Here is a 26,454-nt window from a genome sequence, read left to right as displayed (position 1 = left end):
TCATCAACTTCTACTTCGTTAGAAAGGTCGTTATCATTAACGGAGCCAAAACAGTTGCGAATACGCTGAAGCATGAACCATGATGTTTTTTGAGTGACACCTATATCTTTAGAAAGCTGAACGCTTGATATACCTTTCTTGTGTGATGTTACAAGCCATATCGCTAAGAACCATTTTTGTAATTCTACTTTTGAGTTATCAAATAGAGTGGCGGTTTTTACATTAAAGTATTTGCCGGTATTTTTGCAGCGATAACGATTATTTGCGCATTTATATACCTTGGAATCTGGATCAAATGGTGAAACAATAGATCCGTTATTCCAGCGCAATGATTCTAAGTGATCTACGCAGGTTTGCTCATTAGGGAAAGCTCTAATAAGATCAATAATTGTGTTGAAATTTGTATTTATCATGGCATCTACTATAACCAAATATAGTAGATGAGTACACTAATTTTTAGTGTTCTGTGTAGAATTGTATATAATTACCCTTACAATTTAACCATACACTTTGCTTTCTTTTGATGATTAAGGTTTTTATATATAGTTCATCATCATAGGCTACTCACAATAAATTGCTATAAGGAATTTGCGTAATTCTGCGGTATGAGCTGGTAGTGAACTTCTGGATTACATTTCTCAAATCAGAATAGTGTCATAAAATCTTCACAATTCATTCATATAAGTTTCACATTATTTGATTAAACTTTGCCGCAGTTGTAACTACAAAGGAAAAATAATGTACTGCTTAATTAAAGAATGGCCTAACAAAATGGCAACCTTGATGACCGAAGATGGTGTTGTGCTGTGGACTTTCAGCAATATTGAAGAAGCCAGAACAGTTTGGCATGAGTGGTGTTCCCTGCATAAAGACAGCATGGCCAATCAAATTGGAGCACTCGATTAATCAAGATTGGCATCAATATTATTTGATTGAAAAAGCGCTCATTCCCTGTTCTTGCATTCGCTGGCCTGTTTTAGCAAGACATCTCTCGTTCTCGCCGGTTCGAACACCACATCGAAGTACCCCTGCCCAAAACCCCCTTGCTTGTTGACTGTCCTGATCCAAACCGCCATCGCCGCGCGTTTGCTGCGGTTGCGTTCGTCGTCGATACCTTTTACTTCCAACACCAGCGTTTTACCGTTGTTCTGTTTCGATATGATGCTTATTTTTTTGTGCTAGCCATGGCATTGGCACAAGCTTCTGCTGACATGGTGAACTGTGAAAAGGCTCTGACCGGCTCAGAGCCTTTTTAATGGATTGGAATGCTGTGCGGCTATTTAATCGTGATCGTGGCCGTGGCCTTTACCGGGTTTGTACGATTCGAATTCAAAATTCATCGATTTGCCGCGTTGTCCGAGTACGACGGAAATGACGTCGTCATCATACTGGAGGCAGGGAACCGTCAGTTTGCCATCATGAACCGTCGCATAGCATGCGCTCAGATCAACGACAGAGGTGATCGGACAGCTGGTGACATCGACCAACTTAATGTCGGTGGCTGAAAGGGTTGTGTTGTAGGTGGTGATTACCGCGGTGCCGTTTTTGATGACGATATCGGTCGCTGTCGTATCCGTGCCTAAATCCAGCCGATTGACGCCCGCGTTGACAAGACAGGAATTTACGGCGGCATTGGCGAGATTTTTGACCACGATCTGCGGGCCCGACACACTGTTGTTATCCAAAATAAAAATAGCTTCGCCTTCGACAGCTACGCTTTCGGCGTGTGAAAGTGATATGCCGGATAGTGAGAGTAGTGCGGCCGATAATGCTGTCATAAGCGTTCTGTTCATACAATTTTCCTTATTAAGATATTAAGTGACGAGATTTAGCGGTTCTGGGCGAGCCACCCGATTCTCGTCGATCGGGTGGTGTGCGAAATATTAATTCAGCTTTTGTAATTGCTCTTTCAAGCTGTTCAGTTTGGTATTGAACGCTGTCAGACGCTCTTTTTCCTGTTCCACCACATTGGCTGGCGCGCGTTCGACAAAGCTCGGATTGGACAGTTTGGCCTGCGCTTTGGCTATTTCCGTTTCGATGCGGGTAATTTCCTTGCTCAGGCGCTCGCGTTCCGCCGCTACATCGACTTCAATCTTCAGCATCAATTTGAAATCGCGCACGATGGCGACTGGTGCATCCGCTTCGGGTAGTCCGCCTGGTTGGATTTCCACGTCGGATAATTTCGCCAAAGCCAGCAGATACGGCGAGTAGCCGGACAGCATGGATTGATCACCAGTGGCCAGCAACGGCACTTTGAGCGCTGGCGACACATTCATCTCGCCGCGTAAGGTGCGGCAGGCGTTGATCATTTCTTTCAGCAAACCGATATTTTCGATGGCCTGCGGGTTAATGGCAGAGGCATTCGCAACCGGGTACGGCTGGCACATAATACTGGCGCCGGATTTTCCCGCCAGCGGCGCGACGGTTTGCCACAATTCCTCGGTAATGAACGGAATCACCGGATGCGCCAGCCGCAGCATGGCTTCGAGTACGCGCACCAAAGTGCGGCGGGTAGCTCGCTGCGCCGCGTCTTGATCCGAATTTAACTGTACTTTGGCAAGCTCAACGTACCAGTCGCAATATTCATCCCACACCAGTTCGTAGATTTCCCGCGCGACCAGGTCGAAGCGGTAATTGGTAAAGGCCTGTTCAACAGCTTGCTCCGCTTGCTGTAATCGGCTAATGATCCATTGATCCGCAGCGGAGTAGGCGAGGGGTAATGTTTCATCCAATCCGGTATCTTTTCCTTCACAGTTCATCAGCACGTAGCGTGTCGCATTCCATAACTTGTTACAGAAGTTCCGGTAACCCTCGCAACGTTGCATGTCGAACTTGATATCGCGTCCATGCGAAGCCAGGCTGGCAAACGTGAAGCGCAGGGCATCGGTGCCGAACGCCGGAATGCCGTCGGGGAAATGCTTACGGGTGTTTTTCTCGATCGATTCGGCTTGTTTGGGATTCATCAAACCGGTAGTGCGCTTGGCGATCAAATCGGGTAATGCGATACCGTCGATCAAATCCAGCGGATCGAGCACATTGCCCTTGGATTTGCTCATTTTCTGGCCTTCGGCATCACGGATCAGGCCGGTGATATACACTTCCCGGAATGGCACTTGGCCGGTGAAATGCAACGACATCATGACCATGCGCGCAACCCAGAAGAATATGATGTCAAACCCGGTGATCAGCACCGAAGTCGGCAGGAAAGTTTTCAATTCCGCTGTGTCATCCGGCCAGCCCAGGGTGGAGAAGGGCCACAGCGCCGATGAAAACCAGGTATCCAGTACATCGTCGTCCTGTCTCAGATTGTGTTTGCCGGAAAGCTGTTGCGCTTCTTCCAGGTTGTGTGCGACCGTGACGTTGCCGTCTTCGTCGTACCATGCCGGAATGCGGTGTCCCCACCACAATTGGCGCGAAATGCACCAATCCTGGATATTCTCCAGCCACTGGTTGTAGACATGCGTCCAGTTGTCCGGCGTAAATTTGACATCGCCGTTAGCGACAACGTCCAAACCGCGTTTGGCCAAGCCTTCCATGGCGACATACCATTGATCGGTCAGCATCGGTTCGATGATGGTGTTGGTGCGGTCGCCGCGCGGCGCCATCAGTTTGTGCGGCTTGGTTTCGGCCAGAAAACCTTGCGCTTCCAGGTCGGCTACGATTTTCTTGCGCGCATCGAAGCGATCCATGCCCTGATAGTCCAGCGGCGCCAGATCGTTGATTTTTCCATCCAGCGTAAAAATGCTGATGGGCACCAGATGATGCCGCTGGCCGACTTGGTAATCGTTGAAATCGTGCGCCGGGGTGATTTTTACGCAACCGGTACCGAATTCCAGATCGACATACGTATCCGCGATGATGGGAATGGTCCGTTCGCATAGCGGCAAGCGCACATGGCGTCCGATCAGATGCTGATAGCGCGGATCATCCGGATGCACGGCCACGGCGACATCGCCGAGCATGGTTTCGGGACGGGTGGTGGCGACGATCAGCGCTTCCGTTGGTTCGGTATGATGCATGCCGTCCGCCTGTTCCAGCGGGTAGCGGATATGCCACAACGAGCCGTTTTCCTCGGTTGATACCACTTCCAGATCGGACACCGCGGTTTGCAATACCGGATCCCAATTCACCAGCCGTTTGCCGCGGTAAATGAGTCCTTCACGAAACAGACGTACGAATACTTCCGTCACAGCGCGTGACAGTGCCGCATCCATGGTAAAACGTTCGCGTGTCCAGTCGCAGGAAGTGCCCAGACGACGCATTTGCCGGGTGATGGTGGAGCCGGATTCTTCTTTCCATTGCCAGACTCGCTCCAGAAATGCTTCCCGCCCCATGGTGCGGCGATCGAGTTTCTGTTGATCCAATTGGCGTTCAACGACAATTTGCGTGGCGATACCGGCGTGATCGGTGCCCGGTTGCCACAGTGTGTTGTCGCCCAGCATGCGGTGATAGCGCGTCAGCGCATCCATCAGCGTATGCTGGAAGGCATGCCCCATATGCAGTGTGCCCGTGACATTGGGCGGCGGCAGCATGATGCAGTAAGCGGATTGGCCGGTTGCCGCATCCGGTTTGAAATACCCCGCCGATTCCCAGATGGAATACCAGCGGTCTTCAATATGTTTCGGGTCAAAGCTTTTTTCGAGTTCCATGGATTTTTCGTTGTGTTGAATAGCGCATAAGATCGCCATTATAGCGGATGGGGTATTGCTGCGGACAATAAGAGCGATGACCCGCTGTGCAGCAACCGGTGATGCGGATGCCACTTAAAAGAAGTGCGGCATGAGCGGCAGTTATTTAATTTGCTTGGACAAGCGGGTTTCCAAGGCATGCGCCAGCGCTTTCCGGTCCTGCACGTCCATGTCGATATGCGCGTCTTCCAGTGCGGCATCGAGAATCTGGCGAATGGGCGTTAAGCGCGCCGGTTGCGGTTGTATTACGGCGGGATGAAGAAACACGGCATCGGTCAGCAGCGGTATTGCATCCGCGCCAGTCACAGAGGTTGTTTTATCGATTTCCGGCGCTTTGCCAGCGGGTGCAGTACCCGCGATCTTGCCTTGATTCTGGTATTTGCCCAGCAGGCTGCGAAACTTAACCATGATCTCGGTATCGTCGAAATCCGCTGCGGTTTTATCGTCACTCATGATAGGAGAATCAACGGGTTCATTTAATTATCCAGCTGGAAGTGTTGTAGCGGATAACCGGCATCTTTATAGAAACGATAGCGCTCACGAGCGACTTGCTTGTCTTCCGGCGAGTTATCCGCAATTTCGATGAGCCGGTTGAATTGATCGAAAGAGGGCGGTTGTTCACGGTGCAGATTCAGCAGAACATCGAATTGCATATCCGGTGGTATGCGGTCGCTCAGAATCGCTGGCGTGGCATTGACCAGTGCACTATCTTCGCGAATATGGCAATGTGGAATAAAGCTGGTGGGCGAGAACGTCCACAGCAGTTCGTCCAATTGTTTGAGCAGGGTCGCATCGGGCGTATAAATCAATATTTTCATATTTTGCTGCAACGCCTTGGCGCAAAGCCGGCAAGCCGTTTGTAACTTATTGACCGATCCCGAATAAAAATAAATCTGTGTCATCGAGTCACTGTCCGGTTGAGCGTGCGATCGTGAGTGTTTTTTTATACGCCCCGCAACGGCTGATTAATTCATGACACTGGCTGATGGTGCAATTTCTTCAGCGGCGAGCCACAAATTAATCAGTGGTGCGGAAGTGCGGCTAGCTGGTTGCTTTCGCTTGTGAGATCAGGAATTGCGTCAACAGCGGCACCGGACGTCCGGTTGAGCCTTTATCTTTACCGGATTTCCATGCCGTGCCCGCGATGTCGAGGTGTGCCCAGCGGTATTTCTTGGTAAAGCGCGACAAAAAGCACGCCGCTGTGATGGTTCCTGCAGCGCGTCCACCGATATTAGCGATGTCGGCAAAGTTACTTCTCAGCAGATCCTGATATTCATCCCACAACGGTAACTGCCAGGCACGGTCGGCAGCTTGTTCTCCCGCAGCTAGTAATTCCTGCGCCAGCTTGTCATCGTTGCTCATCAAGCCGGTGGTGAAATTGCCGAGTGCGATGACGCATGCGCCGGTCAATGTAGCGATATCGATCACTACTTTCGGGTTATAGCGCTCCGCGTAAGTCAATGCATCGCATAGAATCAACCGTCCTTCCGCATCGGTGTTGAGAATCTCGATGGTCTGGCCGGACAGGCTGGTGACCACATCACCCGGTTTGGTTGCTTTGCCGCCGGGCATATTTTCGGTGGCCGGGATAATTCCCACCACGTTGATGGGCAGCTTCATTTCCGCGACTGCTTGCAGGGTACCCAATACACTGCCCGCGCCGCTCATGTCGAACTTCATTTCATCCATTTCAGCAGCGGGTTTGAGCGAGATGCCGCCGGTATCGAAGGTCACTCCTTTACCCACCAGAACCACCGGATTTTCCTTTTTGGCCGCGCCGTGATATTCCAGCACGATCAGTTTTGCCGGTTGCTCACTGCCGCGCGCGACTGCCAGAAGAGAACCCATGCCGAGTTTCTCCATGTCTTTTTCTTCCAGCACGGAGGCTTTCAGCTTGTGGGATTTGGCAAGATCCTTGGCCTGCTTGGCGAGATACGTAGGGGTGCAAATGTTCGGCGCGAGGTTACCTAAATCTTTGGCCAGATTCATACCATGCGCAATCGCTATACTTTGTTGCAGGGCGGCTTCGCAAGCGGCCAGTTCGGTGCGGTTGTCAATGCACACGATCAGTTTGCGCAGGCTGCTCTGGTTATTATCCGGTTTGCTTTTCAGCTGATCGAAACGGTAGCCGCTACTGATTGCTGCAATCACGGTTTGATTGACTTTCCAGGCGTTGGTTTTGTCTTTGATGGGAAAATCGGATAAAAACAGTGTGGCATCAGTTACTGCGGTTTTTTGCAGCGCATTCAAAGTGGTGCCGAGCGCCGACAAGAATGTTTTTTCCTTGAATTCCTGTTCCTTACCCAGACCGATCAGCAATACTCTTTTAAACAAGGTGTCCGGGACGTTATGCAACAACAGCGAAGTATTCGCTTTACCGTCCATGTCGCCCGATGCCAGGATATTTTTGATATATCCTTGGGTGACTGTATCCAGAACTTTTGCTGAATCCGACAGTTTTCTTGATTCAAAAATACCAATGACTGCACAGGCGCCGCGTTGTTTTTCCGGGGTGCCTATTTTTATTCCAAATTCCACATTAAACTCCTTCATCCAGAATGCTCTTGCGAGCCATTTGCTTATGTAACTTAATCTATGAGTACAACCGGTTATCGTGTAATTGCTTTGCCTGCGATAAGCAAAATAATGTCAACACACGTCAAATAACATAATAACATCAGCTTGATTGAAAAGCTGAATAGTTGTACTGCTGTAAAGGAAATAGGCGGGAAACGCCTGCGAATTATTGCGAATGGCGTAAATTAAAATAAGTTAATATACTGTCTTTATTTTATAATCAGCAACAATTATCATATTATTCAACAATATATGATTATTATCTAACACGAAGGATAATAAGTGATTGATGATGCATTGAAAAGACGCTTGAATCATTGCACGGCGTTGCCTAGTTTACCGGCTGTCGCCGTCAAGATAATTGAAATGGCGAATGATCCCGATGCCGATATTGGTACCGTTTGCCAGTATATTTCATTGGATCCGGTGCTGTCGGCAAAACTGTTGCGTACAGCAAACACACCGTTATATAAATCCCGCCGGGTGGCGACCAATATCCGTCAAGCCGTCAGTATTCTGGGTACGCACACCGTCCTTGTGATCGCTTTATCCTTTTCGCTGACCCATTCACTGATGAAAAACCCGGTGCCGAATCACGGCGCGGTTTTTGACAGTACGATTTTTTGGCGTCGTTCCATCGCATCGGCGCTTGCCGCGCGTGCGCTCGGTGAAAAACTCGAGCTGAGCTATCTGGACGATTTATTTTTGGCCGGATTAATTCAAGAAATCGGCATTCTGGCTTTCTGGGTCATCATGCCGGAAGAATACGGTAAGGTTTTTGCGTCGACTTCGGATCACGATGTTTTGCTGAATAGCGAGCGCGAAGTATTCGGCGCGGGGCACGATGAGCTGGGCTATGCGTTGCTGAAAAGATGGCATATTCCGGATTACATCGCGTTGTCCTGCATCAATAGCCATTCGCAACCGGAACCCAAAAGTCTGGGACCGACACTGCAATCGTGTCTGGCGGTTTCCCGCTATCTGGCCGACTACTTTCTCTATCCGCATGAGGCCGAAAAAATGACCGCGTTGAACCAAGCGGCGCAAGACTGGCTCGGATTTGACGCGAATGTTCTCATCGACGTGATTAAGATCATGGAAGTCGGGCTGAATGCGGTGGAAGATTTATTTGAAATGAACATTCACGATCCAGCGGAAGTCAGTGGAATTCTCGCCGAAGCCAAGGAATTGCTGATGATTCATGATTTGTCCCGGATGCGGGATCTGGAAGATAAGTCGCAGCGGGATGGTTTAACCGGCGCCTATAATCGCACCTATTTTGACGAAACGTTACGGCGCGAATTCAATCTGGCGGTGCAATACAATCTGCCGCTGACGATTGCCATCATCGACCTTGATCATTTTAAGAATGTTAATGATACGTATGGCCACGTTGCGGGAGACTCATTACTGGCCATGGTGGTCAAAACGGTTTTCGATCAAATCCGTCAGGATGACACGCTGAGCCGTTACGGGGGAGAGGAATTTGCCTTGATTCTTCCCGGTACGGCGGTGGTGGCTTCGAGAAATCTCATTGCCCGGCTAAAAGATTCAATCGCGGAAATCGCGTATAAATTTGACGGCCGCAGTACCATTCGTATCACGGCATCGATCGGTGTCGCCGGATATCTGGAAAATGCGGCACAATTACGCGATCCGCGCGATCTGATCAAAGCGGCTGATTCCGCGCTTTATGCCGCCAAGCACGCGGGCCGGAATCAGATTATGGAATGGGACGGTAACGCCTGAGAGTCTTTTCAACCTGAAATACTGCATTTAATACTCTTTACGACCTTATGAATTTGATTATCCAAGGATTGGATGTTAACAACAGCGATTTGCGCGAGCTTGCAAAGTTATCGCATGCCGACGCTATCGAACGGATTACCGGACAAGCTTTCCGGTTGACCCATGCAACGCATTCCGATGCGGTACCCGAATATTGCGCGCAAGCCGAGCTGGATTTTGCGTATGTAAATGCGGCAACGAAACTTTCAGACTTCAAATTGATTGCCATGGACATGGATTCGACCTTGCTGGCGATTGAGTCGATTGACGAAATTGCCGACATGCAGCAGATCAAACCGCAAGTGGCCGCCATCACCGTGCAAACCATGCGTGGTGAGATCAGTTTTGAGGAAAGTCTGACACGGCGTACGGCTTTATTGCGCGGCGTGCACCAGGATGACTTACAGAAAGTCTACGATGAGCGCGTGAAGCTCAGTCCGGGCGCGGAAAGAATGTTACAGCTGGCAAAGCAATCCGGCATCAAGACCATGGTAATTTCCGGCGGTTTTACATTTTTCACCGAGCGGATTAAAACAAAGCTGCAACTCGATTTTGCCGCGGCCAATGTGCTGGAAATAGAGAATGAACGGCTAACCGGAAAGGTAGCCGGAGAAATTATCGGCAGAGAAGGCAAAGCCCAAGTGCTGAAGCAAGTTTGCGCGGAATTGGGAGTGCGGCGTGAACAGGTCATCGCCATCGGAGACGGCGCCAATGATCTGGCGATGCTGGCCGAGGCGGGTGTTGGCATTGCTTATCATGCCAAACCCATTGTCAAACAGCAGGCGACGTATTCGATCGATTATGTCGGATTGGATGGCGTCACCAATTTATTCGCATGAACTGTGGCGGTGCAGCGGTAATGCATCGGTTTTAGTAATCCGGTTCATACATCAGCGGCCGGATATAGCTGTTCAAATCTTCCGGTAACGCCACTTCCGCCAATCCTTCATCCATCGCCACCCGGCAAACGGCGGCTGCAATCGCGAGCGATACGTCGCGTACCCGGGTTAATGCCGGATACACCGAGCCATTGCGGATTTCAGATTCGGTGACCGTGTTTGCCAGCACCTCGGCGGCGGTCAGAAACATGCTTTGCGTTACCAGCCGCGCAGCGCTGGCGGTGACACCCAGGCCGATGCCCGGGAAAATATAGGCGTTGTTTCCCTGCGCCGGCTTGAAAACCGTATCTCCATAGCGCACCGGATCAAACGGACTGCCGCTGGCGAAGATAACCCGTCCATCGCTCCATTGATAAGCTTGTTCAGCGGTGCATTCGGTATGCGAGGTCGGGTTCGATAGGGCGATGATCACCGGACGCTCATTCACTGCCGCCATCCTACGTACAATGGTTTCGTTGAACGTACCGGCCACACCGGTTGCGCCAATTAACACATCCGGCTTGATCTCATCGATAGCCTCGGCAAAACTACACGCCGCATGTACTTGAATGAAAGGTTTGATTCGCGGTTTGACGTTCTCGTTCGCCGTGGTTATTAATCCTTTCCGGTCGATGAACCATAACCGTCTCCGCGCTTCTGCTTTGCTCAGACCGGCTTTGACAAACGCATCCACGGCCAATTCCGCCGTCCCGCTGGCGGCTGATCCTGTTCCGAGAAACATGATATTCAGATCGGCGAATTGCTTTCCAGTAATGCGGCACGAGGTGTAAATACCCGCCAGAGTCACGGCGGCGGTACCTTGTATATCGTCGTTAAAGCAGCGTACTTGTCCGCTGTAGCGTTCCAGAAATTCAAACGCGTGGGGCGTCAGGAAATCCTCAAATTGTATGACGGCGTGGGGGTAACGTAATTGCACAGCCTGGACAAACTCATCGACCAAGGCACGGTAGGTAGCAGCGTCAATGCGGGGATGGGGATAACCTAGGTAAAGCGGATCTTCGCGTAACGCTACGTTATTCGTGCCGACGTCGAGCATGACCGGCATGCATTGCGCCGGATGGATGCCGGCGCAAGCGACGTATAAAGCCACTTTGCCGATCGGTATGCCCATGCCATTCGCGCCCAAGTCGCCCAAACCCAGGATACGCTCTCCATCCGTCACGACAATGACGCGTATATCTTCTTCCGGCCAGTTTTTCAGAATCGTGGCGATTTCACCGCGATCTTCGGGTGTGATATAGAATCCCTGCGGTTTTCTGAAGATGTGCGCAAATTCCTTGCAAGCTTCGCCGACCGTGGGGGTGTAGACCAACGGCATGATTTCTTCGATGTGATCGATCATGGTGCGGTAAAAAAGCCGCTGGTTGCGCTCCAGTAAGGCATTTAGAAAGATATACTTTTCTATGGCGCTGCTTTTGCAGCGCATACTGCCTAAGACGCGGTCGATTTGTTTGTGCATGTTGGCTACTTCATAAGGCAGTAATCCCCGCAAACCGAACCGCTCCCGCTCTTCCCGCGTAAATGCCGTTGATTTTGTGAATCCCGGATCGGTTAACAATGCTTTGCCGTATAAATTTTTCATTTTGATCCCTATCTCCCTAATAGCCAGCGGGGTTTGCCATGATCGGTGCGCTACAAAACCGCTTAATTTGCTGCAAAGTTGGACAATCCGGAAAACCGAAGATAAACTAGTTTCCATCTAAGATACGCTTGACAATAGTATCTACGGAACACAGTTATAATCCATCTCAGCCATGGATCAATTCTTTTTAATCAGCACTGAGGTAATTTCAATACATTATGAGTCAATCGCCATTTCCAATGCCGGATCCTAGTTTATATACTGAAGAAGAAATAGCAAACCTGGTTCATACATTTTACGCAAAAGCCCGGAAAGATCCTGGGCTGGGACCCATTTTCGAGGCACATGTCATCGATTGGGATGCGCATTTTGTGCAGATGATCAATTTCTGGTCGGCGCAATTGCGCGGTACCAGCCGGTTCCGCGGTGCGCCGATGCCTAAGCATATTGCCTTGCCCGATCTCAATGCGGCATTGTTTGAGCGCTGGTTGCAACTGTTTAAAGAGACAACCGAGGAACTGGGTAATCCGGACTTGCAACAGCAGGCCAATGCCATTGCGACGTTTATCGCGGGCCGGTTGTGGCAGGGTTATCAAATGAGTAATTACCCGGATAAACAGCCGGTTGCACTTCATACAGCATAGTTCTCAATAACCTTGCGGGATTGATCTTGAGAAGCATCAAAAGCAAGATTATCGTTTTTTCCATTCTGGCCACACTGATCCCTTCACTGGGATTGGGCATATTGTCGTTTCAACAAAACGAAACGATGATTAACGAGAATGTCACCCGTGAGTTGCGTGCTTTGGCCAATTATGCCAGCCGGGAACTGGAACTGTGGATTAAGGAGCAGATTCTGACGGTCCGGGAACTGGCGACATCCAAGATTCTGATCGAGGGATTATCTAAAGACAATCAAGCGCAAGCGCGAAAAAACAAACTCAAAGTGCAGCGGAAGGGACTGGAACTGTACTTGCAATCCGTGCATAAGCGGCTGGAAACCGTTCTGGAATTAACGGTGGTCGATGTGGAAGGGGGAATACTCGCCAGTAACGTGGAATCGCCTTTCCCGGTAAAGCTTTCGCCGAATTGGCCGCAAGACGCATCGATTCAAGGAGAAGTTGTCGCGCCACCACAGTGGAATGCGGATTATGCAACGGCCGTACTGAGTATTGCAGTTCCCATATTGTCGGTGGACGATTTTATTTTGGGCGCGCTAATCGTGACGTTTGATTTGCGGGATATCCAGTCAAATTTAAAGGACAAGGTCAAATCGCCGCCCGGCGATGTTCTGCTCCTGGATAAGGATGGCAATGTCATGCTGGCCAGCGATGCTGCGATTGTCAATCCGGAGAACCCGGTGTCGCTTGATCCCGCGGTAATAGAGCGCTTGCGCAATAATCCGGGAGAATACGAAATATTCCAGGGGCCGCGGCATGAAAAGGTTGCCGGTCTGGCGTATATGTCGGAAAAACCGCTGATTACTATCATTGCGACCAGAAGTCATCAATTGATTTATGCTTTTTGGGAGCAGCAACGCAATCTATTCGTGGGTCTGATCAGTATCATCATCCTGATGGTCGCCGCCATCGCGTTCCAAATGAGTCATGCGATTGTCGTTCCACTGCGAAGATTGATCGATGCCACCGGAAAAATTGTGCAAGGCGATCTTAACGTTGAATTGACGAGCACGCAGCGCAATGAACTTGGGCAGCTGACGCAGATGTTCAATCAGATGACAAATCAGTTGCGGCTGGATCAAGCGAAAATCGAGGAAGCGAGCGCCGTCATGCAGCAAAAGAACGCGCTCTTGGAAACGCTATCGGTTACCGACAGCCTTACGGGGTTGTTTAACCGCAACAAACTGAATGCTATCATCAATGATCAGTTGGCACGCTATGAGCGGAACAAGCGCCCGTTTTCCGTTTTGATGATTGATGTCGATCATTTCAAAACATTGAATGATAGTCTCGGCCATGTTGCCGGCGATGAAATCATTGCAGGGATTGCAAGAAAGATCTCGCAATCGATCCGCAACGTCGATTTTGCAGCCCGTTTTGGTGGCGATGAGTTCATTATCATTTTGGCGGATACCGCGATCAGTGAGGCGCTGAAGACTGCGGAGCGCATCCGCGCACACGCGGCAAGTGTACATTGCGGCACGATCAGCAAAACGCTCAAAGTAACGCTCAGTATCGGCGTCATTCAAAGTGAACCGGAAGACATATCGCTGACTATTTTGTTATCCAGGGTCGACGGTGCGTTGTATGAAGCTAAGCGCTCGGGGCGCGATCGAGTGTACTGCGTACAGCCTAAATCTGATTCAGCCACATAGTAGGCTTGCGGGCCGTTGAAAAAACGGTTTGCATTGCCGCTGCAATGAATTAATTAACAAACTCATCATGCATTATCACGCTTAAACCGCGCTTTCTTGCCTGCTTTACCTCTCGGATGTTTCTCAACGCCTGCTAAGGATGGTGATTTTTGCCTGCTTCAAGACCGGTATTGAGAACCCAGCCTTGTTTCTCGTCGACTTGAACGCGCAACCATGAACCCTGACTGGCATTCGCGATGACCACGGTATTTTTTTTCAATGTGGTCAATAACTGCGCCTGGGCGCTAGGCATTTTGCGTAAATTGATGTTTGCCTTGGCGTGCAATTTTATCGGTGTATGAAATTCCAGCAGCGAGTTATTTTCATCGGCCGTTTTTTTGTGATTGGGGGTTGTGATCAAGCTGATCAATTGCTTGGCCTGGGTAATATAATTCATGGCTGAGGCATATTGATCCTTGGCAAACAGCATCGAGGCAGTATCGACCAAATGCTTGGCTTGAATTTGCAGCACCTGGTTCGCTGGAGAAACCTTCGTTTGCTTCAGATTTGCCAGCGCAACCTCGATTTCCGCGATGGCAGAAGCCGTGCCAGGCTTGGTTGCAAGTCTGTGCAGCTTGACTTGCGTCCGCGTTGCTTCCTTGTTGACTTCTCGCAGAACTTGCGCCTGATTTTGCTGGCGTATTTGCTGATTCTTGATTAATTCATCTTTTTCCGCGAGCAATTTTTCCAGGCGAGCAATTTCCTTGCGCAGATTTTCTTCCTGTGAAGAAGTGACGGGTGCTGCTTCAATAACCGGGGGAGGAAGTTGCTCCTGGGAAGCGCATCCGGCGAAATTCAGAGCAATAATGATAAGAATCAGCAGATTCGATAGTGAATAAGCTTTTTTACAAAGACGTGGTGGTGATGCATGAAACCAAAACTTTATCGTCTTATTGTTCTGTAATTCTGACTGATTCAGCATACTATCTTCCCAGTAGATTTTATCGCTGTATCCGTATTGGTTCTAGCTACGGATAGTGAAGTGCGATGGGTTTCAGTGGATACGAGAAAAATAAGATTCTTAGTTGAGTATTTTATAATCCGGTAAATCAAGCATTCATAAAGAACGCAAAACGTACCAAAATTAAGTGTACTGAAGATTCGACCGGTTTTCCAGGTGTTCAGGCATACTGGGAGAAAGAAATTCGCTGTATGCATTTTTATTGTTTCAAAATACAATGCGATACTGTCACTATCCAGGTTCTGTGCAAACTTTCTTATTTTGTTAAAGCTACTGAGTATATTACTACTTTTATGGAGGTGTCATGTATCAGCGAATTCTGGTGCCGGTTGACGGCAGTGCAACATCCGGGCGCGCATTGGCCGAAGCGATTAAATTTGCACAGCAGCACAAAGCACATGTGGAAGTGGTGCATGTACTGGAGGAAATTGGGTATTTTGACGAGGAGAATTATCTCAATTATGCCGAACTGGTCGATTCGTTGAGACACAGCGGCGAAAAAATACTTGCCGAAGCACAGATGAAATTAAAGCAAGCCGGGGTGCCGGTGGAGACAAAGTTACTCGAAGCCAAGGGAGAGCGAGTCGCCCATGTGATTACCGCCGAAGCGAAAAATACGCAAGCGGATCTGATTATTGTGGGGACCCATGGACGATCCGGTTTTAGTCGTATGTTGCTAGGCAGTGTTGCCGAAGGCGTGGTGCGCACGGCGGATATCCCAATTCTTCTGATCCGTGGCGGTTGATATTAACCATCAAGACAAAGCCTACGTATTCATTAAGAAAATCAGATTATGGAAAATTACGAAGCATTACTCACGACAATCGCCTTGATGATGGGTGTTTCCTGGGCGAGCGGTATCAATCTGTATGCGGTTTTGCTGGTATTGGGCTGGGGCGGTTCGACCGGTCATATCGATTTGCCAGCCGAGCTGACGGTATTGGAGGATCCGTTGGTGATCGGCGCCGCTGCCGTGATGTATTTCATCGAATTTTTTATCGACAAAATACCCGGTATGGATTCCGCCTGGGATTCCATTCAAACGTTTGTGCGCATTCCGGCTGGCGCCATGCTGGCGGCAGGCGCGGTCGGCGATGTGACACCGGCGCTTGAGATTGCAGCGGGTATTCTGGGGGGCAGCTTGGCCGCTACAAGTCATGCGACCAAAGCAGGTACAAGGTTGTTGATCAATACCTCGCCCGAACCTTTTACCAATTGGTCGGCCTCGCTCACCGGTGATTTTTTGGTGTTTTCAGGCATGTGGACCGCAGTAAAGCACCCGGAAATCTTTCTCATCCTGTTGATCATTTTTATCGGTATTGCTATTTGGTTACTGCCGAAGTTATGGCTTTTGATCAAAGTGTTGCTCGCTAAAATAGGAAAATTTTTTGGTTTCGTGAAAACCGGACCGGTTACCTCCGCTGAATTAGACACTGGCATTTCCGTGCAGAGACATCATCACCTGTCGGCCCTGGAACGGTTACAACAACTGCGCGACCAAGGGGCTCTGACGGAACAGGAATTTGAGCAGCAGAAGGAAAAAATTCTGAACGAGGGTAACCATTGAGCCCATCCTGCCTTGGCAGTGTTGTGCGAAATAGCGTTACACCTTTATCAATGCGTGACGGAAGAGTGTTTTTCTAATCCGGAATCTTATGCAACGCCGCTGGGATATTTTTTGCACGGTTGTCGATAACTTTGGCGATATCGGTGTGTGTTGGCGCTTGGCAAAGCAATTGACACAGGATCATAACCAGAAGGTGCGGTTATGGGTCGATGATTTACTGTGTTTTTCCTGCATTGCACCGGAAGTAAATGCGGAAATTCAACAGCAAAATGTGCAAAGCATTGAAGTCTGCCATTGGCAAACGGTATTTCCTAATGCTGAACCGGCTGATGTGGTGATTGAAGCATTCGCCTGCGAGCTGCCTGATGTATATATTGCCGCGATGGTGCGCAAGAATAAACGGCCCGTCTGGATTAATCTGGAATATCTCAGTGCCGAGCCTTGGGTCGCGCAATATCACGGTTTGCCTTCTCCGCATCCGCGCTTTCATTTAACCAAGACATTCTTTTTTCCTGGATTTGTGAAGGGCACGGGCGGATTGTTGCGGGAAAAGAATTTGCTGACGCAAAGAGAAGTTTTTGATGGTGTTGCAAAGCGATTGTTTTTGGATCAAAAGGCCCTGTGTGAGTGTCGGGCCGATGAGATCCGCATTGCGCTGTTTTGTTACGACTCAGCGCCGATTGAGAACTTGATTGGGCTGTTGTCAGAGTCTTTAAATCCGGTTTTGTTGATTGTACCGCAGGGGCGTGTGGCGGATCGTATCGTGGCAATCTTAAGTCATGCAGCCTCACTCGATGAGTCATTAATCAAACATAAGCAGTTAACCGTACAGATCGTTCCATTTATGGCGCAAAATGATTACGACCGGTTGTTGTGGAGTTGCGATATCAATTTTGTACGCGGTGAAGATTCCTTTGTCCGTGCACAGTGGGCAGGCAATCCTTTTATCTGGAATATTTATCCGCAGGCCGAAGGCGTGCATTGGAAAAAGCTGGAAGCGTTTCTTGATCTTTATACTGTGGATATACCGCCGGAAATAGCCATCGCGGTGCGTGAAATGTGGTTTTGCTGGAATGGCGGTAAGGCATTAAATGCTACCGTGTGGATGAACTTCTTGGCACTGCGTGAGTCTCTGATGCAGCATAATAAAAAATGGATTAAACAATTGCTCGAGCAGGATGATTTAGTATCCGGTCTGGTGCAGTTTGTTGAAAATCAGCTATAATTCGCCGTTTTTGAATCGGATGTTGGCGCTGCAACATAACATCAATTTTGCATATAACTTAATTTTGGAACTGACAGAAATATGAAAACCGCAATGGAATTACGCTCAGGTAACGTCGTCATGGTTGGTAATGACCCTATGGTTGTGCAGCGAGCAGAATTTACGAAATCTGGCCGTAACGCATCTGTGGTTAAAATGAAGCTGAAAAATTTGTTTTCCAGTACCACGACGGAAACGGTTTACAAAGCGGATGAGAAATTTGATTTGGTCGTTCTCGATAGAAAAGATTGTACCTACAGCTACTATGCCGATCCGCTCTATGTTTTCATGGATGCCGATTACAATCAGATCGAAGTGGAAGCGGACAATATGTCGGATGTTCTGCATTATCTGATCGATGGCATGACAGATGTTTGTCAGGTCACTTTCTACGATGGCAAAGCGATTTCCGTTGAATTACCGAATACGATTGTGCGGGAAGTGGAATATACCGAACCGGCAGTTCGGGGCGATACCACCGGAAAGATCATGAAACCAGCCCGGCTTTTAGGAACAGGTTATGAAATCCAGGTTCCCGGTTTTGTGGAAATTGGCGACAAGATTGAAATTGATCCGCATAACCACGAATTCAGAAAGCGTGTTTGATCAATCACTGTGATCTACCCAATAAAAAAGGTGACCGAGGTCACTTTTTTTATTAGGGTGCTAACTGGCGATGACTTGAATGTCGGGCTCGAGCGTTTTCAGCATGTTCTCAATTCCTCTCAGGGTGCCGGATATCGAACTGGGGCACGTGCCGCATGCGCCTTGATAATGAATGCGCAAAATATTGCCTTCCAGTCCCAGGATATGCAAATCGCCACCGTCGTGCTGTAGGTACGGACGCACTTCTTCATCCAACAGGACATTGATTTTCTCCAGACGCAATTGATCTTCCGGACTTAAATCGGCGAGTGCACTACTAGCAGCCGCTACTGTTTCGGCGGATTGCGCCGTAGCGGCTGGCGCCGCACGGATAGGATCGGCGATTTCACGCGCCAGATCCTGCCAATTGGCATCTCCGTCTTGGGTGACGGTGATCCATTGATCGATGTAAAAAACATTCGTGACATGATCGATGTCGAATAGCGCGGAAGCCAATGGATCGTCCTTGGCAGCTTCGGCGTTATCGTACGAACGTGCAACACCCCAAGTCAGTGGTTCCTTGAGGATAAACTTCAAGGCATTTTTATTCGGCGTACCTTCAATATCAGCAATTTTTGGCATTTTGATGGGTGGTAATATTGAATCCAACAGTTAATCGGTGAGGTTATACAGGGCCGTAATATCAGATCGAGTCAACATCATACGAACCTGGCGTTGAACGTTGTTTTGTTACATTAAGAATGATTCGGCATCGGTGGCGCGGAATCGTCTGCTTCTGTCGATGCGCCGTCGAGCGAATTCAATGCGGCATGTAATGTATGCCACGGTAAAATCGCGCATTTAACCCGTGTCGGCAGATCCCGTATGCCGGAAAAAACAGTCAACCGGCCCAGATGATGCGGTTGATTGGTATCCAGTTTTCCGGTAGCCAGTTCACGGAATTCATGAATCAGTATTTCCGCATTTTCACGCGATTTTCCCTTCACCGCCGCAGTCATCATCGAAGCGGATGCTTTGCAGATGGCGCAGGACTCGCCTTGAAACGCGATGTTATTGATCTGATCATCTTCCAGTTGCAGCGTAATATCCAGGCGATCGCCGCAGAGCGGATTATGCCCGGTGGCATGGTGGCTGGCGTGATCCAGCTTGCCGTAGTTGCGCGGTTTTCTGTTATGGTCAAGGATGACCTCTTGATACAGTGAATTGGTATGCATTATAAAAAAATCTTTTGGACAGTTTTAATGCCCGTCACCAGAGCATCAACTTCTGTTTTCTTATTATAAAAAGCGAATGAGGCGCGTGAAGTGGCCGGTACATTAAAGCGTTGCATGACAGGCTGGGCGCAGTGATGTCCCGTGCGGACTGCAATGCCATCCTGATTCAAGATCGTACCGATATCATGCGGGTGAATGCCGTCGATGGCGAAGGAAATGACCGCTGTTTTCTCCGCGGCGGTGCCGATGATCCTGACTCCAGGGATATCGTTGAGGCATGCCGTGGCATACTCCAGTAATCCTAACTCGTAAGCAGCGATGTGTTCGATACCGATCGCTGTTAAATATTCGACGGCTGCGCCGAAACCGATGGCGGCAGCGATGGGCGGCGTGCCAGCTTCGAATTTATGCGGAATGGTGTTGTAGATCGTTTTCTCAAATGTGACGGAAGTGATCATGTCGCCACCGCCTTTAAAGGGCTGCATCGCTTCAAGCAAAGCCGCTTTGCCATAAAGAATACCGACGCCGGTCGGACCGCACAGTTTATGAGCGGAAAAGACATAAAAATCGCAATCGAGCGCTTGCACGTCGATGGTGATATGCGGTGCTGCCTGCGCGCCGTCAATCAATACCGGAACACCGTGCCGATGCGCGAAATCGATCATTCCTTTGATGGGATTGATCGTGCCGAGTGCATTTGATACGTGGATCAGGCCGACAAACTTGGTGCGTTCGTTAAATAGTTTCTCATATTCATCAACTTCCACTTCGCCCCTGTCATTGATCGGAACAACGCGGATGGTTGCGCCTTTCTCGTTAGCCAGCATTTGCCACGGTACGATGTTGGAGTGATGTTCCAATGTGGTCAGAATGATTTCATCACCTGCTTTGATAAATTTCCGGCCATAACCATGCATCACCAGGTTAATGGAGTCGGTCGTGCCGCTGGTGAAAATGACTTCCCGGTCTTCGCGTGCGTTGATGAATTGCTGCAACTTGCAGCGCGCGTTGTGATACTCCAGTGTGGCGATCTCGGATAAATAATGGACGGCACGATTGATATTGGCATGCTGCGTCGTCTGATATCGCACCAAGCGATCAATCACCTGTTGCGGCATTTGACTGGATGCCGCATTGTCAAGGTAGGCCAATGGCTTGCCGCCAATGTTGAGCTGCAGAATCGGAAAATCGGCACGAATCTTTTCCCAGTCTGGGCTGGAAGAAACGTCAGATTTCAATGAAGCATTCACGGGCGTCATGATGGGTTACTCTGTGTTTGATCGAGTACCGCTTGCTCGAGTTGCTGCCTAAGCGAGGAAACAGGGATACGGCTGATTATTTCGGCGCCAAAGGCATACGTTAATAAATTGCGTGCAGCCGTTTCTGACAACCCCCGGCTACGCAAATAAAAAATCTCTTCCTGATCGAGCTGACCGACCGTTGCGCCGTGCGAACATTTCACGTCATCGGCAAAAATCTCCAGCTGCGGTTTGGTATCCACTTGTGCTGTTTTACTCAGCAATAAGTTACGGCTGGACTGCGATGAATTAGTGCGTTGCGCCTGAGGGCGTACGATGATTTTTCCATTAAACACGGCGTGTGCCGCGTCGTCGGCGATGCACTTATGCTGCTGATGGCTGGTGCCATTCGGTTTGGCATGATCGATACAAGTATGGGTATCGGCCAGTTGGCGATCCGATATCAATGTCAATCCGTCTATGCTGCATTCAGCTGCTTCATCGGTTAAGCGCACATCCAGGCTATAGCGGGAAATCTGCGATCCAAGCGAAATGCTGATCGATTGATAATTGCTGGCATGCGCTAGCGATACCGCGCAATTCGCCAAATGAAAAGCTTGCGCGCTTTCACGCTGCACGCGAATATGCTTGGCATGCGCATTACCGGCCAGATTGATTTCCGTGACTGAATTGGTAATGTAAGCAGCATGCTGAAGCGTAGCGTAGTCTTCAATCAACGTGACATGACTGCCCGTTTCGCCGATTAGCAAACAACGCGGGTAACTGGTAACTTCATGTTGTGTCGCTATGAACAACAGGTGAACCGGTTCAGCAATGACGGTATTTTGGGGTACGATGACGACAGCGCCATCCTGCAGAAAAGCGGTATTCAATGCGGCAAACACATTGTGGTCAAATGGCACGTGCTGACCCAAATGAGATTCCAGGATCGATGCCTGTGTAGATAACAATGCCGATAGATTACCCGCGATCAGTGCTGCAGGTTCGGCGATGGCCGATAATGATTGAGAGAAATGACCGTCAACAAACACCAGGCGATTTTTTGCCTCATTCAGAAACAAATGCTGAATGTCTTCTATTTTTAGGGCCGAATCCGGATGAGATGGCCGATAGGGTAGGGTAGTGAGCGGCGAAATATCCGTAAAGCGCCATTCCTCGTCACGCTTGGTCGGCAGTTTTTGTGTGCTGACGCAATCAATGGCCTGGGCACGCAATTGATTCAGCCAAGCGCGTGATTCAGCCGGCTTTGCCTGCCAGGACTTCAGCAGGCATTCAAGGTAGCTGGTATTGATCGCTTCACTCATGCGTTAACTCCGACAACCGGCTGCTTGTTTGCAGTGATCCAGTCATAACCGCGCGTTTCCAATTCCAATGCGAGCTCTTTGCCGCCAGTCATGACAATGCGGCCCGCCTGCATGACATGCACAAAATCCGGCACGATATAATCCAATAAGCGCTGATAATGAGTGACCAGAATCGTTGCATTGTCTTTGTTGGTAATCCGGTTAACGCCATTGGCGACGATTTTGAGCGCATCGATATCCAGACCTGAATCGGTTTCATCCAGTATGCTCAATTTGGGTTCCAGTAACGCCATCTGCAAGATTTCGTTACGTTTCTTTTCACCACCGGAAAAGCCTTCATTGACGCTGCGATCGAGAAAATCAGGTTTCATTTCCAGTAATTTCATTTTCTCACGTACAAAATCGTCGAATTCGAGCGGATCCAATTCTTCTTTGCCGCGTTGTGTTTGCACCGTGTTATAGGCAAGGCGAAGGAATTGCGTGTTAGCTACCCCTGGAATTTCAATCGGATATTGAAAAGCAAGAAATAACCCGGCACGGGCGCGTTCTTCGGGGGGTAATTCCAACAAGTTTTTATCTGCAAATTGAATCGATCCGCCGGTGACTTCATACGCCGAATGACCGGCCAGCACTTTGGCAAAAGTGCTTTTACCCGATCCATTCAAGCCCATGATGGCATGTATTTCACCGCTTTTGACTGTGAGATCGATCCCTTTGAGAATTTCAGTGCCGTTGATGCTGGCGCGCAGGCCTTGCACCGAAAGGATGGTGTGACTATTTGCGATAATCATCCGACACTGCCCTCCAGCTTGAAGCTCAGAAGCTTGGTGGCTTCAACCGCGAATTCCATGGGTAATTGTTGAAATACATCTTTGCAGAAACCATTGATAATCATTGAGACAGCTTCTTCGGCGTCGATGCCGCGTTGTGAAAAGTAAAAGAGCTGATCTTCACCGATTTTTGACGTGGAAGCTTCATGCTCAACCTTGGCGCTGTTATTGTGCACCTGAATATACGGAAACGTATGCGCGCCACATTGATCACCGATCAACATGGAGTCGCATTGCGAATAGTTGCGTGCACCTTCCGCAGTTGGCGCGATCCGCACCAATCCGCGATAGCTGCTATTAGAATGACCTGCAGTAATGCCTTTGCTGACGATGGTGCTGCGTGTGTTTTTTCCAATGTGAATCATTTTGGTGCCGGTATCGGCCTGCTGATAATTGTTCGTGACCGCCACCGAATAAAATTCGCCGACAGAGTTATCGCCACGCAAAATGCAGGAGGGATATTTCCATGTGATCGCAGAGCCGGTTTCCACTTGCGTCCAGGAAATCCGCGAATTGACGCCTTTGGCCAATCCTCGTTTCGTGACGAAGTTATAGATACCGCCGACTCCATTTTCATCACCGGCATACCAGTTTTGTACTGTTGAATATTTAATATCCGCATTATCCAAAGCGATCAGTTCAACAACAGCAGCATGCAGTTGATTCGTATCGAATCGCGGAGCGGTGCAGCCTTCTAGATAGGAAACGGATGCACCTTCTTCCGCTATGATCAGCGTTCTTTCAAATTGCCCGGAGCCTTCCGTGTTAATGCGGAAATATGTGGATAAATCCATGGGGCATTTGACGCCTTTCGGGATGAAGCAGAAAGAGCCGTCGGTGAATACCGCGGAATTCAAAGCCGCGAAGTAATTGTCGCCAACCGGAACAACAGAACCCAAGTATTTCTGAATAAGTTCAGGGTGAGTATGTACAGCTTCCGAGATGGAACAGAAAATAATGCCTACTTCCGCCAGTTTTTGTTTGTAAGTGGTAGCCACTGAAACACTATCGAATATCACATCGACAGCGACACCGGCCAGTGCGGCGCGTTCGTGCATCGGTACGCCCAGCTTTTCAAATGTGCGTAATAATTCAGGATCGACTTCATCCATGCTGGCCAGTTTTTTCTTCGGCTTTGGTGCTGAATAGTAGCTGATATCCTGGAAGTCGATTTTTGGATAGTGCACGTTCTGCCATTCGGGTGCGGTCATGGTCAGCCATTTTTCATAGGCTTTCAGACGGAATGACAAAAGCCACTCGGGTTCATTTTTTTTAGCCGATATTAACCGGATTATTTCTTCATTTAATCCCTTAGGGGCGATATCGGACTCAATATCGGTAACGAAGCCATGTTTGTACGGTTGATTAACCAGACTTTGCAATACTGCACTCATTTGGTTTATTCCTTTTTAGTATCTTTTGTTTGAAACAGATCGCTTTGAATCTTAAATTGCCGGATAACTGGTTTGATTAATTCGCAAATTGAGAAACCACTGCGATTGAAGTCGTTACTGCTTAAATCTTAGCAGATTCTTTAACACTGAAGCTATCTCCGCAGCCGCAGGTATTATCGATATTAGGATTGATAAATTTGAAAGAATGATTAAGACCCTCTTTGGTAAAATCAATTTGCGATCCATCCAGATAAGGCAAGCTGTTTGTATCTACAACAACCTTGGTTTCATGAGACTCGAATAATTGGTCATTCGAATTGATCTCATCCGCATAGTCAAAGGTATAAGCAAAGCCCGAACAGCCGGATTTCTTGATCCCGACGCGCAGGGCAAAACCCTTACCTCGTTTTGCAAGTTGTTGCCGGACATGTTTCGCAGCATTCTCAGTTAATGTGATTGGCATAGCAGTTCAATTTTCTCAATTTAAAATCAGGTGCGATACTTTAATTTTATCAATTCCGTGCTATTAAACGGGCTTCAGATATCATCGAAGTTATCGGAAAATTGGACACAGATTCAATTAAAATGTTCTGTAAAGTATTGTGATCTCATGGCAAATTGAGTGCTTTAATCAACTGGTTTCAATTTACGCAGCGGTTGATTCACGCATATCGAGGAGCGGCATAATGCTACCATCCTGTTGATTTATCTGATTATCAACCAATTCTTTAAGTGTTACCGCACCCAGATATTCGAAAATAAGTTCATTCAGTTTTGCCCATAAGTCATGTGTCATGCACTTTCCGTCGTTATGACAATTTTCTTTGCCGCCACATTGGGTTGCGTCAATAGGCTCATCGACGGCGAGAATGATATCGGCCACCGAAACTTTGTCCAAATCTTTCGCCAGACAGTAACCGCCCCCGGGACCACGAACACTATCCACAAGTTCAGATTGGCGTAATTTTGCGAACAGCTGTTCCAAATACGAGAGTGAGATTTTTTGCCGCTGACTGATGTCAGCTAGCGTTACGGGATGATTGCTTTGTTGTAAAGCAAGATCTAATAGTGCAGTTACTGCAAATCTTCCTTTCGTTGTTAATCTCATGATTGACTCCTTGTAAGAATCGGATGGGTTGATGGTTATATAAGATACTTGTCGTTAAATAATACTTGATTAATATAGTCAACTATACAATACCTGATTGATTTAGTCAACTATAAATCTTTTTTGTGCAAAGCTTGTAGAGATTCTTTGGGAATGCGCTCTTAACTGATAGTTAACCGCATGATAGATAAGTGAAAACAAAATGAATAAATTTGTTAGTGTGTAAGACTACAAATAGAACTAATTTAGCTATAATCATCAAGCTCTAAAATAACCTGCGAGATAAAAAAAGAGTGATCGGTATTTGTACATGCATACGCTTTTTTTGCTGACGTCGAGTACATGAATTCGTGATCGTTTTTGATAGTTTTATAAGCTTGGATAATCTTTAAATTATTTTGTTAAGAGGGAGAGGAATATGAGTATGGAAAGCGAGTTTAGAATGAGATTCGGAGGTTTTTGGAACTCCCTCATTTTGCTCTTTGTGATTATTGTTTGTCTTCGTTTCTCAAGTCTTGAGTTCGCTGACGAGAACCTGACCAAGCGGATCTTTTGTGCGCTGCATTTATTTCTAGGCTGTATTGCCACGGGTGTGTTGCTGGGGATACTAAAGATATTTTTGGCGTTCTCCAATCAAACATACACGCGTGCACCGGCATCGGCCAATTTTGCACGGGGTCTCAAATATGGGATTGTTGCTGGCGGTTTAATGATACTTATCGTTGGCGTGCTGCAATTGAATAATTTCTTGGGTGTATTCCAACCCATATTCAATGGATTGTTGGCGAAATTGACTGCTATTTTTGTATAAGCAGTAAAGGAGAGGGCCAGTTAGAACGGCTGGCCTTTTCAATTTGAATATTGTCTTTCAAAGATTTTTTTCGTGTTTCGCCATCTGATGACTTTGTCATATCGAATTTTCTGAAGTTAGTAAGCATTATCTTTTCGGAGCACGATCCAGACGGTTTTGAAGATGATCCAGAGGTCGAGCCAGATAGACCAATTTTTGAGGTAGTAGAGATCGTGTTCGATGCGGGCT

General features: G+C 48.4%; 28 protein-coding genes. 10 read left to right on the top strand and 18 right to left on the bottom strand.

Annotation, left to right across the window (positions count from 1 at the left end; genetic code table 11):
- The coding region (locus tag DU481_RS12965; RefSeq protein ID WP_502889971.1) for a transposase at positions 1-413 on the bottom strand (413 nt) is incomplete at its 3' end.
- A 325-nt stretch (positions 414-738) separates the two neighbouring features.
- Here DU481_RS12965 and DU481_RS12960 point away from each other — a divergent pair.
- Positions 739-906, top strand: coding sequence for a hypothetical protein (locus DU481_RS12960; RefSeq protein WP_176776455.1), 168 nt, complete (start codon positions 739-741; stop codon positions 904-906).
- Positions 907-944: 38 nt separating this feature from the next.
- Here DU481_RS12960 and DU481_RS12955 read toward each other — a convergent pair whose 3' ends face one another.
- The 6 genes from DU481_RS12955 to DU481_RS12930 form a co-directional block, all read right to left on the bottom strand.
- Positions 945-1,130 carry a hypothetical protein gene (locus tag DU481_RS12955; RefSeq protein ID WP_350135215.1) on the bottom strand — a complete coding sequence of 62 codons (186 nt, stop codon included), beginning with the start codon at positions 1,128-1,130 and terminating at the stop codon, positions 945-947.
- A 150-nt stretch (positions 1,131-1,280) separates the two neighbouring features.
- The gene (locus DU481_RS12950; protein ID WP_350135212.1) at positions 1,281-1,793 is read right to left on the bottom strand and encodes a hypothetical protein; all 513 of its coding nucleotides are present in this window, start codon (positions 1,791-1,793) and stop codon (positions 1,281-1,283) included.
- A 90-nt stretch (positions 1,794-1,883) separates the two neighbouring features.
- Positions 1,884-4,649, bottom strand: coding sequence for a valine--tRNA ligase (locus tag DU481_RS12945; RefSeq protein ID WP_350135209.1), 2,766 nt, complete (start codon positions 4,647-4,649; stop codon positions 1,884-1,886).
- A gap of 141 nt (positions 4,650-4,790) precedes the next feature.
- Positions 4,791-5,141 carry a hypothetical protein gene (locus DU481_RS12940; protein WP_350135206.1) on the bottom strand — a complete coding sequence of 117 codons (351 nt, stop codon included), beginning with the start codon at positions 5,139-5,141 and terminating at the stop codon, positions 4,791-4,793.
- A gap of 23 nt (positions 5,142-5,164) precedes the next feature.
- On the bottom strand, positions 5,165-5,590 hold the full coding sequence (locus DU481_RS12935; RefSeq protein WP_350135204.1) for a DNA polymerase III subunit chi: 426 nt from the start codon (positions 5,588-5,590) through the stop codon (positions 5,165-5,167).
- Positions 5,591-5,729: 139 nt separating this feature from the next.
- Complete coding sequence (locus tag DU481_RS12930; protein WP_350135201.1) at positions 5,730-7,226, bottom strand: leucyl aminopeptidase; 1,497 nt, start codon at positions 7,224-7,226, stop codon at positions 5,730-5,732.
- 321 nt (positions 7,227-7,547) lie between these two features.
- On the opposite strand from DU481_RS12930, the gene DU481_RS12925 reads away from it, so the two are divergent.
- A complete protein-coding gene (locus DU481_RS12925; RefSeq protein WP_350135198.1) occupies positions 7,548-9,014 on the top strand; it encodes a sensor domain-containing diguanylate cyclase in 1,467 nt (488 codons plus the stop codon).
- 47 nt (positions 9,015-9,061) lie between these two features.
- Positions 9,062-9,892, top strand: coding sequence for a phosphoserine phosphatase SerB (serB, locus tag DU481_RS12920; protein ID WP_350135195.1), 831 nt, complete (start codon positions 9,062-9,064; stop codon positions 9,890-9,892).
- A gap of 31 nt (positions 9,893-9,923) precedes the next feature.
- Here the strand turns inward: serB and DU481_RS12915 are convergent, their stop codons facing one another.
- Positions 9,924-11,534, bottom strand: a complete 1,611-nt coding sequence (locus tag DU481_RS12915; protein WP_350135193.1) for an NAD-dependent malic enzyme — start codon at positions 11,532-11,534, stop codon at positions 9,924-9,926.
- A 218-nt stretch (positions 11,535-11,752) separates the two neighbouring features.
- On the opposite strand from DU481_RS12915, the gene DU481_RS12910 reads away from it, so the two are divergent.
- Both DU481_RS12910 and DU481_RS12905 read left to right on the top strand, forming a co-directional pair.
- Positions 11,753-12,178: a group III truncated hemoglobin gene (locus DU481_RS12910; RefSeq protein WP_107804290.1), complete on the top strand. Its 426-nt coding sequence runs from the start codon at positions 11,753-11,755 to the stop codon at positions 12,176-12,178.
- A gap of 26 nt (positions 12,179-12,204) precedes the next feature.
- Complete coding sequence (locus tag DU481_RS12905) at positions 12,205-13,869, top strand: sensor domain-containing diguanylate cyclase (RefSeq protein ID WP_350135189.1); 1,665 nt, start codon at positions 12,205-12,207, stop codon at positions 13,867-13,869.
- A 133-nt stretch (positions 13,870-14,002) separates the two neighbouring features.
- Here DU481_RS12905 and DU481_RS12900 read toward each other — a convergent pair whose 3' ends face one another.
- Positions 14,003-14,830 (bottom strand): SH3 domain-containing protein, encoded by an 828-nt coding sequence (locus tag DU481_RS12900; protein WP_350135187.1) that lies wholly within the window; start codon positions 14,828-14,830, stop codon positions 14,003-14,005.
- A gap of 343 nt (positions 14,831-15,173) precedes the next feature.
- Here DU481_RS12900 and DU481_RS12895 point away from each other — a divergent pair, with 343 nt between their 5' ends.
- The 4 genes from DU481_RS12895 to efp all read left to right on the top strand — a co-directional run bounded on the left by DU481_RS12895 (position 15,174) and on the right by efp (position 18,306).
- The gene (locus DU481_RS12895; protein ID WP_350135184.1) at positions 15,174-15,614 is read left to right on the top strand and encodes a universal stress protein; all 441 of its coding nucleotides are present in this window, start codon (positions 15,174-15,176) and stop codon (positions 15,612-15,614) included.
- 48 nt (positions 15,615-15,662) lie between these two features.
- Entirely contained in the window at positions 15,663-16,436 is a 774-nt protein-coding gene (locus DU481_RS12890) for a DUF4126 family protein (RefSeq protein WP_350135181.1), read from the top strand.
- Between the two features lie 88 nt (positions 16,437-16,524).
- Positions 16,525-17,661 carry an elongation factor P maturation arginine rhamnosyltransferase EarP gene (gene earP, locus DU481_RS12885; protein ID WP_350135178.1) on the top strand — a complete coding sequence of 379 codons (1,137 nt, stop codon included), beginning with the start codon at positions 16,525-16,527 and terminating at the stop codon, positions 17,659-17,661.
- An 81-nt stretch (positions 17,662-17,742) separates the two neighbouring features.
- Positions 17,743-18,306: an elongation factor P gene (gene efp, locus DU481_RS12880; protein ID WP_090321901.1), complete on the top strand. Its 564-nt coding sequence runs from the start codon at positions 17,743-17,745 to the stop codon at positions 18,304-18,306.
- A gap of 60 nt (positions 18,307-18,366) precedes the next feature.
- On the opposite strand, the gene DU481_RS12875 is transcribed toward efp, so the two are convergent.
- The 8 genes from DU481_RS12875 to iscR all read right to left on the bottom strand — a co-directional run bounded on the left by DU481_RS12875 (position 18,367) and on the right by iscR (position 25,415).
- On the bottom strand, positions 18,367-18,927 hold the full coding sequence (locus DU481_RS12875; RefSeq protein WP_090321904.1) for a NifU family protein: 561 nt from the start codon (positions 18,925-18,927) through the stop codon (positions 18,367-18,369).
- 113 nt (positions 18,928-19,040) lie between these two features.
- Positions 19,041-19,520 carry a Fe-S cluster assembly sulfur transfer protein SufU gene (sufU, locus tag DU481_RS12870; RefSeq protein WP_107804296.1) on the bottom strand — a complete coding sequence of 160 codons (480 nt, stop codon included), beginning with the start codon at positions 19,518-19,520 and terminating at the stop codon, positions 19,041-19,043.
- Positions 19,520-20,779: a SufS family cysteine desulfurase gene (locus tag DU481_RS12865; protein WP_350135174.1), complete on the bottom strand. Its 1,260-nt coding sequence runs from the start codon at positions 20,777-20,779 to the stop codon at positions 19,520-19,522. Before DU481_RS12865 ends, sufU begins: the two co-directional genes overlap by 1 nt.
- Positions 20,776-22,083 carry a Fe-S cluster assembly protein SufD gene (sufD, locus tag DU481_RS12860; RefSeq protein ID WP_350135171.1) on the bottom strand — a complete coding sequence of 436 codons (1,308 nt, stop codon included), beginning with the start codon at positions 22,081-22,083 and terminating at the stop codon, positions 20,776-20,778. Before sufD ends, DU481_RS12865 begins: the two co-directional genes overlap by 4 nt.
- Positions 22,080-22,874 carry a Fe-S cluster assembly ATPase SufC gene (gene sufC, locus DU481_RS12855; RefSeq protein ID WP_350135168.1) on the bottom strand — a complete coding sequence of 265 codons (795 nt, stop codon included), beginning with the start codon at positions 22,872-22,874 and terminating at the stop codon, positions 22,080-22,082. Before sufC ends, sufD begins: the two co-directional genes overlap by 4 nt.
- Entirely contained in the window at positions 22,871-24,307 is a 1,437-nt protein-coding gene (gene sufB, locus DU481_RS12850; protein WP_090449356.1) for a Fe-S cluster assembly protein SufB, read from the bottom strand. The genes sufC and sufB overlap by 4 nt, the downstream gene beginning before the upstream one ends.
- A gap of 121 nt (positions 24,308-24,428) precedes the next feature.
- Positions 24,429-24,770 carry a HesB/IscA family protein gene (locus DU481_RS12845; protein WP_090321920.1) on the bottom strand — a complete coding sequence of 114 codons (342 nt, stop codon included), beginning with the start codon at positions 24,768-24,770 and terminating at the stop codon, positions 24,429-24,431.
- 183 nt (positions 24,771-24,953) lie between these two features.
- Complete coding sequence (iscR, locus tag DU481_RS12840; protein ID WP_350135164.1) at positions 24,954-25,415, bottom strand: Fe-S cluster assembly transcriptional regulator IscR; 462 nt, start codon at positions 25,413-25,415, stop codon at positions 24,954-24,956.
- 418 nt (positions 25,416-25,833) lie between these two features.
- Between iscR and DU481_RS12835 the strand changes: the two genes are divergently transcribed.
- Positions 25,834-26,226, top strand: a complete 393-nt coding sequence (locus DU481_RS12835) for a hypothetical protein (RefSeq protein ID WP_350135161.1) — start codon at positions 25,834-25,836, stop codon at positions 26,224-26,226.
- A gap of 116 nt (positions 26,227-26,342) precedes the next feature.
- Here DU481_RS12835 and DU481_RS12830 read toward each other — a convergent pair whose 3' ends face one another.
- A complete protein-coding gene (locus tag DU481_RS12830) occupies positions 26,343-26,447 on the bottom strand; it encodes a sugar transferase (protein WP_350135218.1) in 105 nt (34 codons plus the stop codon).
- Positions 26,448-26,454 lie beyond the last annotated feature (7 nt).

This window comes from Nitrosomonas sp., from assembly GCF_040240425.1.
GTDB lineage: Bacteria > Pseudomonadota > Gammaproteobacteria > Burkholderiales > Nitrosomonadaceae > Nitrosomonas.
Note: the sequence above shows the minus strand (reverse complement) of the source record. Positions and strands in the feature narration are given on the sequence as shown.